Here is a 14,256-nt window from a genome sequence, read left to right on the forward strand (position 1 = left end):
GCCGGTCCCGGTCCCGTTGCCGCGGGCAGGTAAGGTGCCCCTTCCAAGGAGGTGGGGATGGTCGACGACACGCGTGCGCGCACGGCTGGGCCCGCCCGTGACCGGGTCGCCCTCCGCGGGCTGGCCGGCTTCGGGCACCACGGCGTCTTCGACTTCGAGCGCGAGCAGGGGCAGCGGTTCGTCGCCGACGTCGTCTGCACGCTCGACCTGGCCCCCGCCGCCGAGACCGACGACCTGGAGCTGACCGTCGACTACGGCGTCCTCGCCGCCGACGTGGTGGCCGACATCGAGGGCGAGCCGCTGGACCTCATCGAGGCCCTCGCCGACCGGATCGCCCGCACCTGCCTCCGCCGTCCCGCGGTGGAGAGCGTCGAGGTCACCGTGCACAAGCCGGACGCCCCGATGCCCGTGCCCGCCACCGACGTCGCCGTCACCCTGACAAGGAGCAAGGCATGACCTCCCCCAACCCGTACGCGATCGACACCGACACCCTCAGCGGCATGAAGCCGCTGCGCAAGGTCGTCTACTCCATCGGCTCGAACCTGGGCGACCGGCTCAGCAACCTCCAAGGCGCCGTCGACGCGCTGCGCGACACCCCGGACGTCATCGTCGTCGACGTCTCCTCGGTCTACGAGACGGCGGCCGTCGGCGGTCCCGAGGACAGCCCGGCCTTCCTCAACATCGTGCTGGTCGCCGAGACGACGCTGGAGCCGCGCACCCTGCTGGAGCGCGCCCAGGCCGTCGAGGACGCCTACGGCCGCGACCGCAGCACCGGCCGCTGGAGCCCGCGCACCCTGGACGTCGACCTGATCCTCGTCGGCACCACCGAGGTGGACCAGCCCGACCTGACCCTGCCGCACCCGCTGGCCGGCGACCGCGGCTTCGTCCTCGTGCCGTGGGCCGAGGTCGACCCCAAGGGCACGCTGCCCGGGCGCCAGGGGACCGTCGCCGAGCTGGCCGACGCCGTCGACACCGCGGGCGTCACCCGGCGCGACGACCTGAGCGTCGAGAGCGACTGACGCCGCTTGGCCGAGCAGCCGGGCGGGTCCGTCGCCCTCACGCCCCGTCGCGCCCTCGTGGTCGCCGCCCTCTTCGGCGGGCTGACGGGGTGGATCGTCGTCGTCACCGCGGGGGCGTTCGACGCCCTCCCGCCCCAGGTCCCGTGGTCCGCGCCGATCGGGCTGCTCGTCTTCGCCGCCCTCGTCGGCGCGCTGGCCCGCAGCACCCACCAGCGGATCCAGGTGCGCCGCGAGCGGGTGGAACCGCAGCGGGCCGTCGCCTTCCTGGTGCTGGGCAAGGCGTCGGCGCTGGCCGGTGCCCTGGTGGCGGGCGGCTACCTGGGGTTCGCCCTCAACTTCCTGGGCGACCTGGACGCCGTGACCCCGCGCGAGCGGGTCGTGCGCTCCGCCGTCGCCGTGGTGGCCGGGCTGGCCCTGATGGTCGGTGGGCTGGCGCTGGAGCGGGCCTGCAAGGTGCCGGGCTCCGACGACGACGAGGACGAGCCGGACCGCGACCGCCGCTGACGGAGTGGCCGCGCGCCGTTGCCGGGCCGGGCGGTGCCGCGCCGTTATCGTGACGCCGTGACCTCCGTGCGCGCCTCCGCCTCCCGCTCCGCCCCGACCGCCGGCCTCCGGCGCGCGTCCGAGGTCGTGCTCGTCGCGGGGACCGTCATCGCCGTCGCCGCCGCCTTCGGCCCGCTGTGGGCCACCCGGGTCGGCGTCGCGGTCGCGGTGGCGGCCGCCGTGGTGGCCTGCGTGTGCGCCTGGCGCGAGCTGTTCAACGCCGAGCGCCGGCACGCCCGCACCCTGCTGCAGACCACCCAGCAGCACGGCGCCCAGCTGAGCGAGGAGCGCCGGCACAACGCGGAGGTCGTCGACACCCTCACCGACCGGGCCCGCGAGACCGTCGCCGTCGTCGACGGGCAGCGGGTCACCATCGCCGGGCTGCGGCACGAGGTCTTCTCCCTCGAGGGCGACCGGACCTCGCTGCGCACCGCCGTCGCCGACCGTGACCGGACCATCACCTCGCTGCGCACCACGGTGCAGAAGCAGGAGGTCCGGATCGTCGGGCTGGAGACCCGCGTCTCCGAGCTCGAGGCCGAGCTGGACGAGGACGGCGCCCAGGTGCACCAGATCCCGCAGCGCCCCCAGGACGAGCTCGACGCCCTCACCGAGCGCGAGGACTCCCTCGTCCTCGACCTGCGCACCCTCGAGACCATCCGCGGCGTCCTCCCCAACTACGAGGCCGACCGCCGCTTCGCCTGAGGCACCCGCTCCCTGAGCCTCCGCTCCCTGAGCCTGTCGAAGGGCCCTGACGAGCCCAGACCGCGGTGACCGAGGAGACCACGGGGACCGCGCTCAGCGGTCGATGTCGCCCACGACGTACCCGACGGAGGCGAGCGCGACCTCGAGGTCGGCCACCGGCACGCCGACCAGGACCTGCTCCAGGGCGGCGGCGTTGCTGAACGACGGCGTCCGCAGGGCGAAGCGCCAGGGCGTCTTCTCCCCGCGCGAGACGACGAAGAACCCCGCCACGCCCAGCGGCGCCTCGAGCGCGAGGTAGGCCTCGCCCTCGGGCAGCTTGACGATCTTGCCCAGCCGCACCTCGACGGGCCCGCCGACGTCGGCGAGCCGGGCGGCACAGGCCGCGACGAGCCCGCAGGCGTCGACCACCTCGGCCAGCAGCGCGGCCCAGCGGGCCCGGGCGTCGCCGGCGGTGGACGGCACGGGTCGCAGCCCCGCGGCCAGCTCGGCCCAGGGGAGCGGTGACGGGGTGCGCCGCAGGTCGAGGTCGACGCCGGCGGCCCGGGCCAGCACCCCGCCGAGGCCGAAGGCGGTGACCGTCGCGGCGTCCACGGGCGCGACGCCGGCCCCGACGGCGGGGGATCCGGCGAGCAGGTCCGCCACCTGCTGGGCCGCCGCGCGGACGCGTCCGGTCAGCGCGACCTCGGCGGCCAGCCAGGCCGGGTCGGCGTCGACGGCGAGGCCGCCGATCCGGGCGACCATCGGGTGCACGCGGTTGCCGGTGAGTGCCCGCGTCTGCTCCCGCAGCGCCTCGCGCAGCCGCGGCAGCGCGGGGGCGCCGGGCAGCCGGGCGGCGACGGCGGACAGCAGCCCGAGGTGGCTGAGCACCCGGGTGTGCTCGGCCAGCAGGACGCGCAGCCAGGAGGCCCGGGCCGGCACCTCCAGGCCCAGCAGCTGCTCGCAGACCAGGGCGACGCCGAGCTCGCCGAAGAAGGGGGCCTGCCAGTCGTGCCGGTCGGCGAGCATGCCGATCTGGCGGTAGTCGCGGACCTCGAACAGCTTCTCCGCGCCGCGGTGCAGGGCGCCGACGACCACCCGGGCGCTGGTGACCCGGCCGTCGTCGGTCCACAGGTCCAGCGCGACCAGGCCGGTGCTGCTCGGGTGGTCGGCGCCGAGGTCGAGGACCAGGGTGCCGTCGGGCGCCGGGGCGGCCGCGTCGGGCAGCACGCCGGCGGCCAGCGAGCCGACGAGGACCCGGAGCGGCGCGTGCACCCGCTCAGGGTGCCACAGCGCCGGCGGCCACCTCCTGCAGCAGCCAGCGGTGCGCGCCCCACCCGGCGGGGGCGGTCAGCGCCTGCCGACGGCTCCGCGCGGCGAGGGCGGCGAGCGGGTCGGCGGACGGCGGGACCGGCGGCAGCAGCCGGGGGAGCACCTCCGCCTGGCGTCCTACGAGCACGGTCCGGGCGCCGGCGGCGGTGCCGGCCGCGGCGACCGCGTCGAGCGCGACGTGGGCGGTGAGGTTGCGGTCGGCCCGGGGCCGCGGCGCGACGGCCCGCCCCGCGCGGAAGGCGGCCACCGAGCCGGCCGGCGGACGGGAGCCCCGCTCGTGGCCGTAGTCCACGGCCAGCGCGGCGCCACCCGGACCGCCGGCCAGCGCGCGGACCACCGCCGCCCAGGCCGCGTCGCGGGTGCGACCCACCTCGGCCCGCTCGCCGTCCGGCCACCAGCGGCGCAGCCACGCCTCGTCCGCGGCGGCGGGGACGCCGCGGGGCTCGAGGTCGGCGTCCAGCTCGTGCCAGCCGGTGCCCGTGCGGCTGACGACGGGGCAGGGCAGGTCGTCCAGCCACTCCACGGCGAGCACGAGGGTCGGCGGCCCGTCGGCCAGCAGGTCGGGCACCGCTCCGTCCGCCCAGCGGTCCCCGCGGACGTCCCAGCGGTCGCCCACCCAGCCGAGGGCCCCCGCCAGCCCGGGGGGCCGTCCGCGCACGTCGACGCCGACCAGCGCGAGGTCGGGCCGGACGGCGCCCAGCCCCCGCAGCAGCGCGCCCTCACCGGCCCCCAGCTCCACGACCCGGCCCACCTCCGGGCGGTCGCGGAGCAGGGCGGCGACGGCGTCGGCGAGCTCGGGACCCAGCGTCGACGCGGTCCGGAAGTGCGCTGAGGGGACCTCGGCGGCCCAGAACCCGCCGGGCTCCGTGGCGGCGCTCACCCACGCGTCGAGGAACGACGGCGCATGGGGGACCATGGGCGCCATGGTGCCCGACGCTGCTCTCCAGCAGCCCCCGCCCGCCCCCGCGCCGGGCGGGCTCCCCCCTGCTCCGCTGGCCGCGCTCCCCGGGCTGCCCGTCCTCCCGGGCCGGCTGGCCTCGGAGCCGCCGGGCTGGACGCAGGAGGTCGACGTCGTCGTCGTCGGCTCCGGCATCGCCGGGCTCACCGCCGCGCTGGAGTGCCGCGGGCTCGGCACCGTGCTGGTGGTCACCAAGGACGTCGTCGCGGCCGGCTCCACGCCGTGGGCCCAGGGCGGCATCGCGTCGGTCCAGGGCGAGGGCGACACCGTCGAGCAGCACGTCGAGGACACCCTGGTGGCCGGCGCCGGGCTGTGCGACGAGGCCGCCGTCCGGGTGCTGGTGAGCGAGGGCCCGGCCGAGGTCGCCACCCTGATCGCCCGCGGCGCCGAGTTCGACCGCGACGCCGCCGGTGCCCTGGAGCTGACCCGGGAGGGCGGCCACCACCGGCGCCGGATCGCCCACGCGGGCGGTGACGCGACGGGCGCCGAGATCGAGCGCGCGCTCGTCTCGGCCGTCAAGGCCGACCCGGGCATCGAGATCGTCGAGCACGCCCTGGTCCTTGACCTCATCCCCGCCGAGACCGGACCGGACGAGCCGGCCGCCGTCGCCGGCGTCACCCTGCACGTCATGGGCGAGGGCAGCCGCGGCGGCGTCGGGGCCGTGCACGCCCGGGCGGTCGTGCTGGCCACCGGGGGGATCGGCCAGATCTACGCCGTCACCACCAACCCGCCGGTGGCCACCGGCGACGGCGTGGCGGCCGCCCTGCGGGCGGGCGCGGTGCTGCGCGACCTCGAGTTCATCCAGTTCCACCCGACGGTGCTCTTCATGGGCGCCGGGGCCCGCGGCCAGCTGCCGCTCGTCAGCGAGGCCGTCCGCGGCGAGGGCGGGCTGCTGGTCAACGGCGCCGGCGAGCGGTTCATGGTCGGCCAGCACGACCTCGCCGAGCTGGCCCCGCGCGACGTCGTCGCCAAGGCGATCATGAAGGAGATGGCCCGCGAGGGCTCCGACCACGTCTTCGTCGACGGCCGTGCCCTGGGCGAGGAGACCTGGCGGGTGCGCTTCCCGACGATCCTCAACAGCTGCCGCCAGCTGGGGCTGGACCCCGCCGTCGACCTCATCCCGGTGGCGCCCGCCTGCCACTACTTCTGCGGCGGCGTCCGCACCGACCTCGACGGCGCCACCAGCCTCGGCGGGCTCTACGCCTGCGGCGAGGTCGCCTCGTCCGGCGTGCACGGCGCCAACCGGCTGGCCTCCAACTCGCTGCTGGAGGGCCTCGTCTTCGCCCGCCGGATCGCCGCCCGGCTGCTGGCCGACCCGCCGCCCCGGCGCCGCCCCGCCGTCGACGACCGGCCCGCCGGCCTGGTCGACGCCGCGGTGGTGCCCGCGGTCCAGCAGGTGATGAGCCGGCACGCGGGGGGCCTGCGCGACGCGGCCGGCCTGGTCGCCTGCCTGGACGAGCTCGCCGGGCTGGCCGGCCAGCCGGCCGGCGCTGGCGTGCTCTCCTCCTGGGAGGCGACCAACCTGGTCACCGTGGCCACCGCCGTGGCCGCCTCGGCCCTGCTGCGCGAGGAGTCGCGCGGCGCCCACTGGCGCGACGACCACGAGGGCCGCCGGCCCGGGTGGCAGGGCCACCTCGAGGTCCGGGCCGACCCGGCCGCCGGCCTCGTCCACCACTACGTCCCCACCGAGCAGGAGCAGCCGTGACCACAGCACCCGCGCCCGACGTCCCCGTCCTGCGCACCCGCGCCGAGGTCCGGGACCGCCTGGTGGCGGCCGGGCTGGACGCCGACGCCGTCGACCTCGTCGTCGCCGAGGCCCTGGACGAGGACCTCGGCGGCCGCGGTGTGCTGCCCGCCGGCACCGGGCACGGCGTCGACGTCACCTCGGTCGCGACCATCGCGGCCGACGCCACCGCTCGGGCGGCGTTCACCGTCCGCCGCCCCGGGACGCTGGCCGGCCTGGACGTCGCCGCGGCCGTGCTGGCCGCGGTGTGCGAGCCGGCCGGTCCGCTGGAGGTCACCGTGCACGCGGCCGACGGCGACCGGGTGGCCACCGGCGACGTCGTGCTGGGCGTGCACGCGAACGCCCGGGCGCTGCTGACCGCCGAGCGGGTCGCCCTCAACCTGCTCACCCTGATGTCGGGGACCGCCACGGCCACCGCCACCTGGGTCGACGCGCTGGCGGGCAGCGGCACCCGGGTGCGGGACTCCCGCAAGACCCTGCCGGGCCTGCGGATGCTGCAGAAGTACGCCGTCCGGGTGGCGGGCGGGGTCAACCACCGGATGTCGCTGGCCGACGCGGCGCTGGTCAAGGACAACCACGTCATCGCCGCGGGCGGGGTCGTCGCCGCCTTCGAGGCCGTCCGCGCGGCCTTCCCCGACGTCTGGGTGCAGGTCGAGGTGACCTCGGCCCAGCAGGCCCGCGACGTCGTCGCGGCCGGCGCGCGCGACGTGCTGCTGGACAACATGACCGTGGAGGAGATGACGGCCGTCGTCGCCGAGCTGCGCGGCCGCGCGGTCTTCGAGGCCAGCGGCGGGCTGACGCTGGCCAGCGCGGCCGCCGTCGCCACGACCGGCGTGGATTTCGTGGCCGTGGGCGCGATCACACATTCTGCTCCGGTGCTCGATATCGCCCTGGAGTTTCTCTGAGTGCTTTTCCGTGCTCCTGCGCTAATGTGTTTTCTGCCCGAGGTCGAATGAATAGCGGAGGTACGCAGATGGCGCAGCGAGTGCAGATCATCCTGGAAGATGATTACGACGGCGGCGAGGCCGACGAGACCGTCTCCTTCGCCCTCGACGGGGCCGAGTACGAGATCGACCTCAGCAGCGACAACGCGAACAAGCTGCGCGACGAGCTGGCCGTCTGGATCGGCCACGCGCGCAAGACCGGCGGCCGTCGCCGCCGCGTCGGCGGACCCACCGGCGCCGCACCGAAGGCCGCCGACGGGGCCGGCAGCACCAGCGAGATCCGGGCCTGGGCCCAGGCCAACGGCCACGACGTCAGCAGCCGCGGACGGGTGTCGTCGGAGGTCCGCGAGGCCTACGAGCGCGCCCACGGCTGATCCGGGGCGCACCATCTTGTGCGCTCTGCGCGAACGCCGCTGAGGTGGGCGGTCCGGCCCAACCGGAATCCCACAGGCGGGAACGTGGTTGTAACCCTCGAAGGCCCTGCTCGTCGCCCGCGCGCGACGGTCAGGTGCGAGACTCGGAGCCAGAGCGCAGTCCGCACGGCCTACTACAGTGAACAGCGACGGTGCCGGCTTCTCCCACGAGGGCGAGGGTCGCACCGCAGGCGAGGAGCAATCATCATGTTCGAGCGGTTTACCGACCGAGCCCGTCGTGTCGTGGTGCTGGCACAAGAAGAGGCTCGCATGCTCAACCACAACTACATCGGGACCGAGCACATCCTGCTCGGCCTGATCCACGAGGGTGAGGGTGTCGCCGCCAAGGCCCTGGAATCTCTCGGCATCTCCCTGGAGGCGGTCCGCCAAAAGGTCGAGGAGATCATCGGCCACGGCCAGCAGTCCCCGAGCGGGCACATCCCGTTCACGCCGCGCGCCAAGAAGGTTCTCGAGCTGAGCCTGCGCGAGGCCCTCCAGATCAACCACTCCTACATCGGCACCGAGCACATCCTGCTGGGCCTCATCCGCGAGGGCGAGGGCGTCGCCGCGCAGGTGCTGGTCAAGCTGGGCGCCGACCTCAACCGCGTGCGCAACCAGGTCCTGCAGCTGCTCAGCGGCTTCCAGGGCAAGGAGGCCGCGACGTCCGGCGCCCCCGAGACCGGCAGCACGCCGTCGTCCTCGATGGTCCTGGACCAGTTCGGCCGCAACCTGACGCAGGCCGCGCGCGAGAACAAGCTCGACCCGGTCATCGGGCGCGAGAAAGAGATCGAGCGCGTGATGACCGTGCTCTCCCGGCGCACCAAGAACAACCCGGTGCTGATCGGCGAGCCCGGCGTCGGCAAGACCGCCGTCGTCGAGGGCCTTTCGCAGGCCATCGTCCGCGGCGACGTCCCCGAGACGCTGCGCGACAAGCAGATCTACACCCTCGACCTCGGCGCGCTGGTGGCCGGCAGCCGCTACCGCGGTGACTTCGAGGAGCGCCTCAAGAAGGTGCTCAAGGAGATCAAGACCCGCGGCGACGTCGTGCTGTTCATCGACGAGATCCACACCCTGGTGGGTGCGGGGGCCGCCGAGGGCGCCATCGACGCGGCGAGCATCCTCAAGCCGATGCTGGCCCGTGGCGAGCTGCAGACGATCGGCGCGACCACCCTCGACGAGTACCGCAAGTACGTCGAGAAGGACGCCGCCCTCGAGCGCCGGTTCCAGCCCATCCAGGTGGCGGAGCCGACGATCGCGCACACCATCGACATCCTGCGCGGGCTGCGGGACCGCTACGAGGCGCACCACCGGATCACCATCACCGACCAGGCCCTCGTGGCCGCGGCGCAGATGGCGGACCGCTACATCTCCGACCGGTTCCTGCCCGACAAGGCGATCGACCTGATCGACGAGGCCGGTGCCCGGCTGCGGATCCGCCGGATGACGGCGCCGCCGGACCTGCGCGAGTTCGACGAGAAGGTCGCGGCCGTCCGCCTCGAGAAGGAGGCGGCGATCGACGCGCAGGACTTCGAGCGCGCCGCGGGCCTCCGCGACGACGAGAAGAAGCTGCTCACCGCCCGCTCCGAGCGGGAGGCGCAGTGGAAGTCCGGTGACCTCGACGTGGTGGCCGAGGTGGACGAGGAGATCATCGCCGAGGTGCTGTCCGCCAGCACCGGCATCCCGGTCTTCAAGCTCACCGAGGAGGAGTCGGCCCGCCTGCTCAACATGGAGGAGGAGCTGGGCAAGCGCTACATCGGCCAGCACGACGCCGTCCGCGCCCTGTCCCGCTCCATCCGGCGCACCCGCGCCGGCCTCAAGGACCCGCGGCGCCCCAGCGGCTCGTTCATCTTCGCCGGCCCGTCCGGCGTGGGGAAGACCGAGCTCACCAAGGCGCTCACCGAGTTCCTGTTCGGCGACCAGGACGCGCTCATCCAGCTCGACATGAGCGAGTACTCCGAGAAGCACACCGCCTCGCGGCTGTTCGGCTCGCCTCCCGGCTACGTCGGGTACGAGGAGGGCGGCCAGCTCACCGAGAAGGTGCGGCGCAAGCCGTTCAGCGTGGTCCTCTTCGACGAGGTCGAGAAGGCCCACCCGGACATCTTCAACTCGCTGCTGCAGATCCTGGACGAGGGTCGTCTGACCGACGCCCAGGGCCGGGTCGTCGACTTCAAGAACACCGTCATCGTCATGACCACCAACCTGGGCACCCGGGACATCGCCAAGAGCGTGTCCCTCGGGTTCAGCGGGGCGGGCAACGGCGGCGGCTCGTACGAGAAGATGAAGGCCAAGGTCGCGGACGAGCTGAAGCAGCACTTCCGCCCGGAGTTCCTCAACCGCGTCGACGAGATCGTGGTGTTCCGCCAGCTCACGCAGGAGGACATCGAGCACATCGTCGACCTGATGGTGGCGCAGATCGAGATCCGGCTGAAGGACCGCGACATGGGCATCGAGCTCACGCCGGCGGCCAAGACGCTGATCGCGCAGCGCGGCTTCGACCCGACGCTCGGGGCGCGTCCGCTGCGGCGCGCGCTGCAGCGCGACATCGAGGACACCCTCGCGGAGAAGATCCTGTTCTCCGAGCTGCACGCCGGCCAGATCGTCGTCGTCGACGTCGCCGAGCCGGGCTCCGAGGAGCCCTTCACCTTCACGGGCAACGACCGGGCCTCGGCGCCGGACGTCCCGCCGGTGGAGTTCGGCGGCATCATCGAGGGCTTCAACGACGGCACCGAGGCGACCAGCGACGACTGAGCGCTGACGTCCCACGACGGCCAGGTCACCACCCGCGGGTGGGGGCCTGGCCGTTCGGCTGTCCGGACGCGACCGGGGTCCGCCCGCCCGCCCACCCGGGTCACGCGGGGGAGCGGTCGTGGGGGAGCGGTCAGTCCTCGGCCGCGCGGCGGGCGGCGTCCTCGCCGGCCTCGGCCGCCATCGTCTTGCCCCGCGCGACCAGCGCGTCGTCGTCGGCGAGGATGCCCCGCAGCTCGGTGAGGCCGCCGGCGGCCGCCCGGACGGTGTCACCCGCCGAGGGCTCGGGGTGGTCGACGCGACCCGCGGGCTCGGGCGCCCGCACCTCCTCCGGCGGGGTGCGCCGGGCGTGGGCCACGCAGAGCCGCGCGACCTCCTCCGCGTTCGCGTGCATGACCGAGTGCGCCGCGTCGGGGATCCGCCGGCTGGTGGCGTCCGGCAGCAGGTCCACCACCTCCGCCACCCACGCGGGCGGGCACAGGGCGTCGCGCTGGCCGGCGATGACCAGCGCCCGCGCGCTGACCCCGGGCAGCACGTCCTCGATGGGGAAGCGCATCATCGACGGCAGCACGCGGGAGAACCAGCGCACGCCGCACAGCAGGTAGGCGTAGAGCGCCATGGCCGCCACCCGGGGCGGCTCGTGCAGGCTCGACTGCAGGAAGCGCAGGCCGGCGCGGGGGACCGTCCGCTCGTGCCGGTTGACGACGGGGCTGATCAGCACGACGTCGCTGAGCCGGCGGCGCGCGGCCAGCGCCGCGACCACCTGGGTGCCCATCGAGTGCCCGATCACCACCGGGTCGTCCAGCCCGCGCTCCTCGATCACCCGGTCGACGAGCTCGGCGTAGTCCCCGATCGTCATCCGCCGCCCGCCCCGGGGGTGCGGGACGCCGCCGAAGCCCGGCAGATCCAGGGCGACGACGGGGCCGAACTCGTTGAGGTGGAAGGCCAGCCGCTCGAAGTAGTTCGACGAGACGCCGATCCCCGGCACCAGCAGGAAGGCCCGGGTGCCGTCGTGGCCGACGGTGCTGGTGCGCGCCCAGACGCCGTCGTGGTGGACGCGCGCCACCTCCACCTCGGTCGCGCTGCTGCGGGCCACGGTCCACCTCCTCGGCCGCCCAGTCTGGCCGACCCGCCGCCCGGACCACGCACAGCGGGTCCGACGCGCTGTGGAAGGGTGGGCCGGTGACCGCGGACGCCTCCACCCCAGCGCGCGGCACCTGGACCCTCGAGCGCGTCCCGGCGGTCTGGCTGGTGGTCGGCGGGATCGTCTCGGTCCAGTTCGGCGCGGCCATCGCCAAGCAGCTGTTCCCGCTGGTCCCGCCGACGGCGATGGTGTGGCTCCGGCTGGTCACCTCGGCCGTCGTCTTCCTGCTGGTGGTCCGGCCCCGGCTGCGCGGCCACACCCGCGACGACTGGGTCGTCGCCCTGCTGTTCGGCGTCAGCCTGGCCACCATGAACTGGGCGATCTACCAGTCCTTCGCCCGGATCCCGCTGGGCCTCGCCGTGACCATCGAGTTCCTCGGCCCGCTGGCCGTCGCCGTGGCCGGGTCCCGGCGGCCGCGCGACCTCGTCTGGGTGGTGCTGGCCGGGCTCGGGGTGGCGCTGCTCGGGTTCTCCCGCACGCGGCTGGACCTCGCCGGGGTGCTCTTCGCGCTGCTGGCCGCCGCCGGCTGGGCCTGCTACATCCTGCTCAGCGCCCGCACCGGGAAGCGCTGGCCCGGGGTGTCCGGGCTGGTGGTGGCCAGCCTGGTCGGCGCCCTCGCCCTGGCGCCGCCGGCCGTCCTGGAGGCGGGTGCGGGACTGCTGGAGCCGCGCGTGCTGCTGCTGGGCCTCGCCGTCGGGCTGCTCAGCTCGGTGATCCCGTACTCCCTGGAGCTCACCGCGCTCCGCCGGATCACCCCGCGGGTGTTCGGCATCCTCATGAGCCTGGAGCCGGCCGTCGCCGCGCTGGCCGCGATGCTGCTGCTCGCGGAGTTCCTGGCGCCCGTGCAGTGGGTGGCGATGGCCTGCGTCGTGGTGGCCAGCGTCGGCTCCACGCGGACCTCGCGCGAGCCCCGCGGGCCCGCGACCGTCTGACTCAGCCGGGCAGGGCGACGGTGCCGGGGGCGGGCGCGACCACCAGGCCGTCGGCCACCAGCGAGGCCAGGCAGCGGGTCCGCTGGGTCTCCTCCGGCCAGGCCTGCGCCAGCTCGTCGAGGGCCACGGGCTCGTCGCTGGAGCGCAGCACGGCCAGCAGCGCGCCCCGGCACTGCCGGTCCGTGCCGTCGTAGCCCTGGCCCCGGCGCGGCGGGCCGTCCCAGGCCGGGTGGCCGGCCGCCCGCCAGGCGCACAGGTCCTGCACCGGGCAGACGTCGCAGCGCGGGCTGCGGGCCACGCAGACGAGGGCGCCCAGCTCCATCACCGCGACGGCCCAGCGGGCGGCGACGGCCGGCTCCGGGGGCACGAAGGCGGCGGCCGCGGCGACCTCGGCCACGGTCTGGCCGGCCGCCGGGTGCGCGACGCCGCCGTCGACCCGGGCCAGCACCCGGCGGACGTTGGTGTCGAGGACGACCTCGCGCCGGCCGAACGCGAAGCTGGCGACCGCGGCCGCGGTGTAGGAGCCGACGCCGGGCAGCGCCAGCAGCGCCTCGCGGTCGGCGGGCACCTCGCCGTCGTGCTCCTCGGTGATGGCCACGGCGGCGCGGTGCAGCCGGAGCGCGCGGCGCGGGTAGCCCAGCCGCCCCCACGCCCGGACCGCCTCGCCCGCCGGCGCGGCCGCCAGCGCCGCCGGCGTCGGCCAGCGGTCCAGCCACGCCCGCCAGGGCTCGCGGACCCGCTCGACGGGCGTCTGCTGGAGCATGAACTCGCTCACCACCACCGCCCACGGGCTGGTGCCGGGGCGTCGCCACGGCAGGTCGCGGGCGTGCACGGCGTACCAGGCGAGCACCCGCTCGACGACGGCGGTGCGCCGGTCGGCGGGGTCGTCAGTCACGGCGGACACCGTACCCGCGCCCGCGGAGCCCGGCCCGGCGTGCCTGCCCGGTCGCCGGGTCCCGGCTGCTTACCCTCGGGCCATGAGCACCGTGCTGCACCCCGTGGGGCCGGAGCCCGAGGAGACCTACTGGGCTCGTCGTGTCGCCGTCATCATCGCGCTCGTCGTCGTCGCGGGGCTGGTTGTCGCGCTGGTGGTCAACGCCACCCGCTCGGGGTCCGCCGTCTCCGCCGAGCCGGTGCCGCCCGCCGTGACCGCACCGCCCGCCGACAGCCCGTCCCCCTCGCCGTCAGCCAGCACGTCGGCGTCGGCGTCGCCCTCACCGAGTGCTTCCGCCTCGGCCTCGGCCTCGGCCGAGGCCTCTCCGTCGAGCAAGCCGTCGGCGTCCGCGTCGGCCAAGCCGAAGGCCACGCCGAGCCCGAAGCCGACCCCGACCGGCCCGGTCGCCTGCCCGGCCGAGGACCTGCGGGCCACGCTCACCGGCAAGCAGCGCCTGAAGCCCGGGCAGAAGACGACCTTCACGCTCTCGCTCATCAACGGCAGCGCCACCACCTGCGTCGTGTCGGTGACGCCGAAGACCTTCGAGCTGAAGATCTACTCCGGCACCGACCGGATCTGGAGCAGCGACGACTGCGCCGCCGCCGTGAAGCCCCGCAAGGCGACGGTCAAGGCGGAGGACGCCCTGGAGTGGACGATGGGCTGGGGCGGCGACCGGTCCCGGGCGGGGTGCAAGAGCCGTCCCGAGGTCCCGCGGCCCGGCACCTACTTCGCCACGGCCCAGCTCGACGGCGCCAAGCCCGTCCAGCTGCGGATGATCCTCGGCGGCTGACCCCGCGTCAGCCCGGCCCGAACCAGCAGATCGCCCGGCACCGCGCCCTGAGCTCGTCGAAGGGCCTTCGACAGGCTCAG

General features: G+C 75.3%; 14 protein-coding genes. 10 read left to right on the top strand and 4 right to left on the bottom strand.

Annotation, left to right across the window (positions count from 1 at the left end; genetic code table 11):
• Nucleotides 1–57 precede the first annotated feature (57 nt).
• Genes folB through JOF54_RS13445 form a run of 4 tightly spaced genes read left to right on the top strand, consistent with a single transcriptional unit; the run spans nucleotide 58 to nucleotide 2,264 of the window.
• Nucleotides 58–456: a dihydroneopterin aldolase gene (gene folB, locus JOF54_RS13430; protein WP_210056651.1), complete on the top strand. Its 399-nt coding sequence runs from the start codon at nucleotides 58–60 to the stop codon at nucleotides 454–456.
• Nucleotides 453–1,019: a 2-amino-4-hydroxy-6-hydroxymethyldihydropteridine diphosphokinase gene (gene folK, locus JOF54_RS13435; RefSeq protein WP_210056654.1), complete on the top strand. Its 567-nt coding sequence runs from the start codon at nucleotides 453–455 to the stop codon at nucleotides 1,017–1,019. The genes folB and folK overlap by 4 nt, the downstream gene beginning before the upstream one ends.
• A gap of 6 nt (nucleotides 1,020–1,025) precedes the next feature.
• Entirely contained in the window at nucleotides 1,026–1,523 is a 498-nt protein-coding gene (locus tag JOF54_RS13440) for a DUF3180 domain-containing protein (protein WP_210056655.1), read from the top strand.
• 57 nt (nucleotides 1,524–1,580) lie between these two features.
• The gene (locus tag JOF54_RS13445; RefSeq protein ID WP_210056658.1) at nucleotides 1,581–2,264 is read left to right on the top strand and encodes a hypothetical protein; all 684 of its coding nucleotides are present in this window, start codon (nucleotides 1,581–1,583) and stop codon (nucleotides 2,262–2,264) included.
• Nucleotides 2,265–2,357: 93 nt separating this feature from the next.
• On the opposite strand, the gene JOF54_RS21085 is transcribed toward JOF54_RS13445, so the two are convergent.
• Together JOF54_RS21085 and JOF54_RS13455 are read right to left on the bottom strand one after the other, a co-directional pair.
• Nucleotides 2,358–3,515: an NADH-quinone oxidoreductase subunit D-related protein gene (locus JOF54_RS21085; protein ID WP_210056660.1), complete on the bottom strand. Its 1,158-nt coding sequence runs from the start codon at nucleotides 3,513–3,515 to the stop codon at nucleotides 2,358–2,360.
• Nucleotides 3,516–3,519: 4 nt separating this feature from the next.
• Nucleotides 3,520–4,488 (bottom strand): SAM-dependent methyltransferase, encoded by a 969-nt coding sequence (locus tag JOF54_RS13455; protein WP_210056668.1) that lies wholly within the window; start codon nucleotides 4,486–4,488, stop codon nucleotides 3,520–3,522.
• 7 nt (nucleotides 4,489–4,495) lie between these two features.
• Between JOF54_RS13455 and JOF54_RS13460 the strand changes: the two genes are divergently transcribed.
• From JOF54_RS13460 to JOF54_RS13475, 4 genes are all read left to right on the top strand, one after another.
• Entirely contained in the window at nucleotides 4,496–6,235 is a 1,740-nt protein-coding gene (locus JOF54_RS13460) for an L-aspartate oxidase (RefSeq protein WP_210056671.1), read from the top strand.
• Nucleotides 6,232–7,179, top strand: coding sequence for a carboxylating nicotinate-nucleotide diphosphorylase (nadC, locus tag JOF54_RS13465; protein ID WP_307804148.1), 948 nt, complete (start codon nucleotides 6,232–6,234; stop codon nucleotides 7,177–7,179). Before JOF54_RS13460 ends, nadC begins: the two co-directional genes overlap by 4 nt.
• A 68-nt stretch (nucleotides 7,180–7,247) precedes the next feature.
• Complete coding sequence (locus tag JOF54_RS13470; protein ID WP_210056673.1) at nucleotides 7,248–7,592, top strand: histone-like nucleoid-structuring protein Lsr2; 345 nt, start codon at nucleotides 7,248–7,250, stop codon at nucleotides 7,590–7,592.
• Between the two features lie 246 nt (nucleotides 7,593–7,838).
• Nucleotides 7,839–10,379 carry an ATP-dependent Clp protease ATP-binding subunit gene (locus JOF54_RS13475; RefSeq protein ID WP_210056675.1) on the top strand — a complete coding sequence of 847 codons (2,541 nt, stop codon included), beginning with the start codon at nucleotides 7,839–7,841 and terminating at the stop codon, nucleotides 10,377–10,379.
• A 130-nt stretch (nucleotides 10,380–10,509) separates the two neighbouring features.
• On the opposite strand, the gene JOF54_RS13480 is transcribed toward JOF54_RS13475, so the two are convergent.
• Complete coding sequence (locus tag JOF54_RS13480; RefSeq protein ID WP_210056677.1) at nucleotides 10,510–11,472, bottom strand: alpha/beta fold hydrolase; 963 nt, start codon at nucleotides 11,470–11,472, stop codon at nucleotides 10,510–10,512.
• 86 nt (nucleotides 11,473–11,558) lie between these two features.
• Between JOF54_RS13480 and JOF54_RS13485 the strand changes: the two genes are divergently transcribed.
• On the top strand, nucleotides 11,559–12,452 hold the full coding sequence (locus tag JOF54_RS13485) for an EamA family transporter (protein ID WP_307804150.1): 894 nt from the start codon (nucleotides 11,559–11,561) through the stop codon (nucleotides 12,450–12,452).
• Nucleotide 12,453: 1 nt separating this feature from the next.
• On the opposite strand, the gene JOF54_RS13490 is transcribed toward JOF54_RS13485, so the two are convergent.
• Nucleotides 12,454–13,347: an iron-sulfur binding domain-containing protein gene (locus tag JOF54_RS13490; protein WP_307804152.1), complete on the bottom strand. Its 894-nt coding sequence runs from the start codon at nucleotides 13,345–13,347 to the stop codon at nucleotides 12,454–12,456.
• An 82-nt stretch (nucleotides 13,348–13,429) separates the two neighbouring features.
• Here JOF54_RS13490 and JOF54_RS13495 point away from each other — a divergent pair, with 82 nt between their 5' ends.
• Nucleotides 13,430–14,176 carry a hypothetical protein gene (locus JOF54_RS13495; protein WP_210056679.1) on the top strand — a complete coding sequence of 249 codons (747 nt, stop codon included), beginning with the start codon at nucleotides 13,430–13,432 and terminating at the stop codon, nucleotides 14,174–14,176.
• Nucleotides 14,177–14,256 lie beyond the last annotated feature (80 nt).

Source organism: Microlunatus capsulatus (assembly GCF_017876495.1).
In the GTDB taxonomy this organism is placed as follows: Bacteria; Actinomycetota; Actinomycetes; order Propionibacteriales; family Propionibacteriaceae; genus Microlunatus; species Microlunatus capsulatus.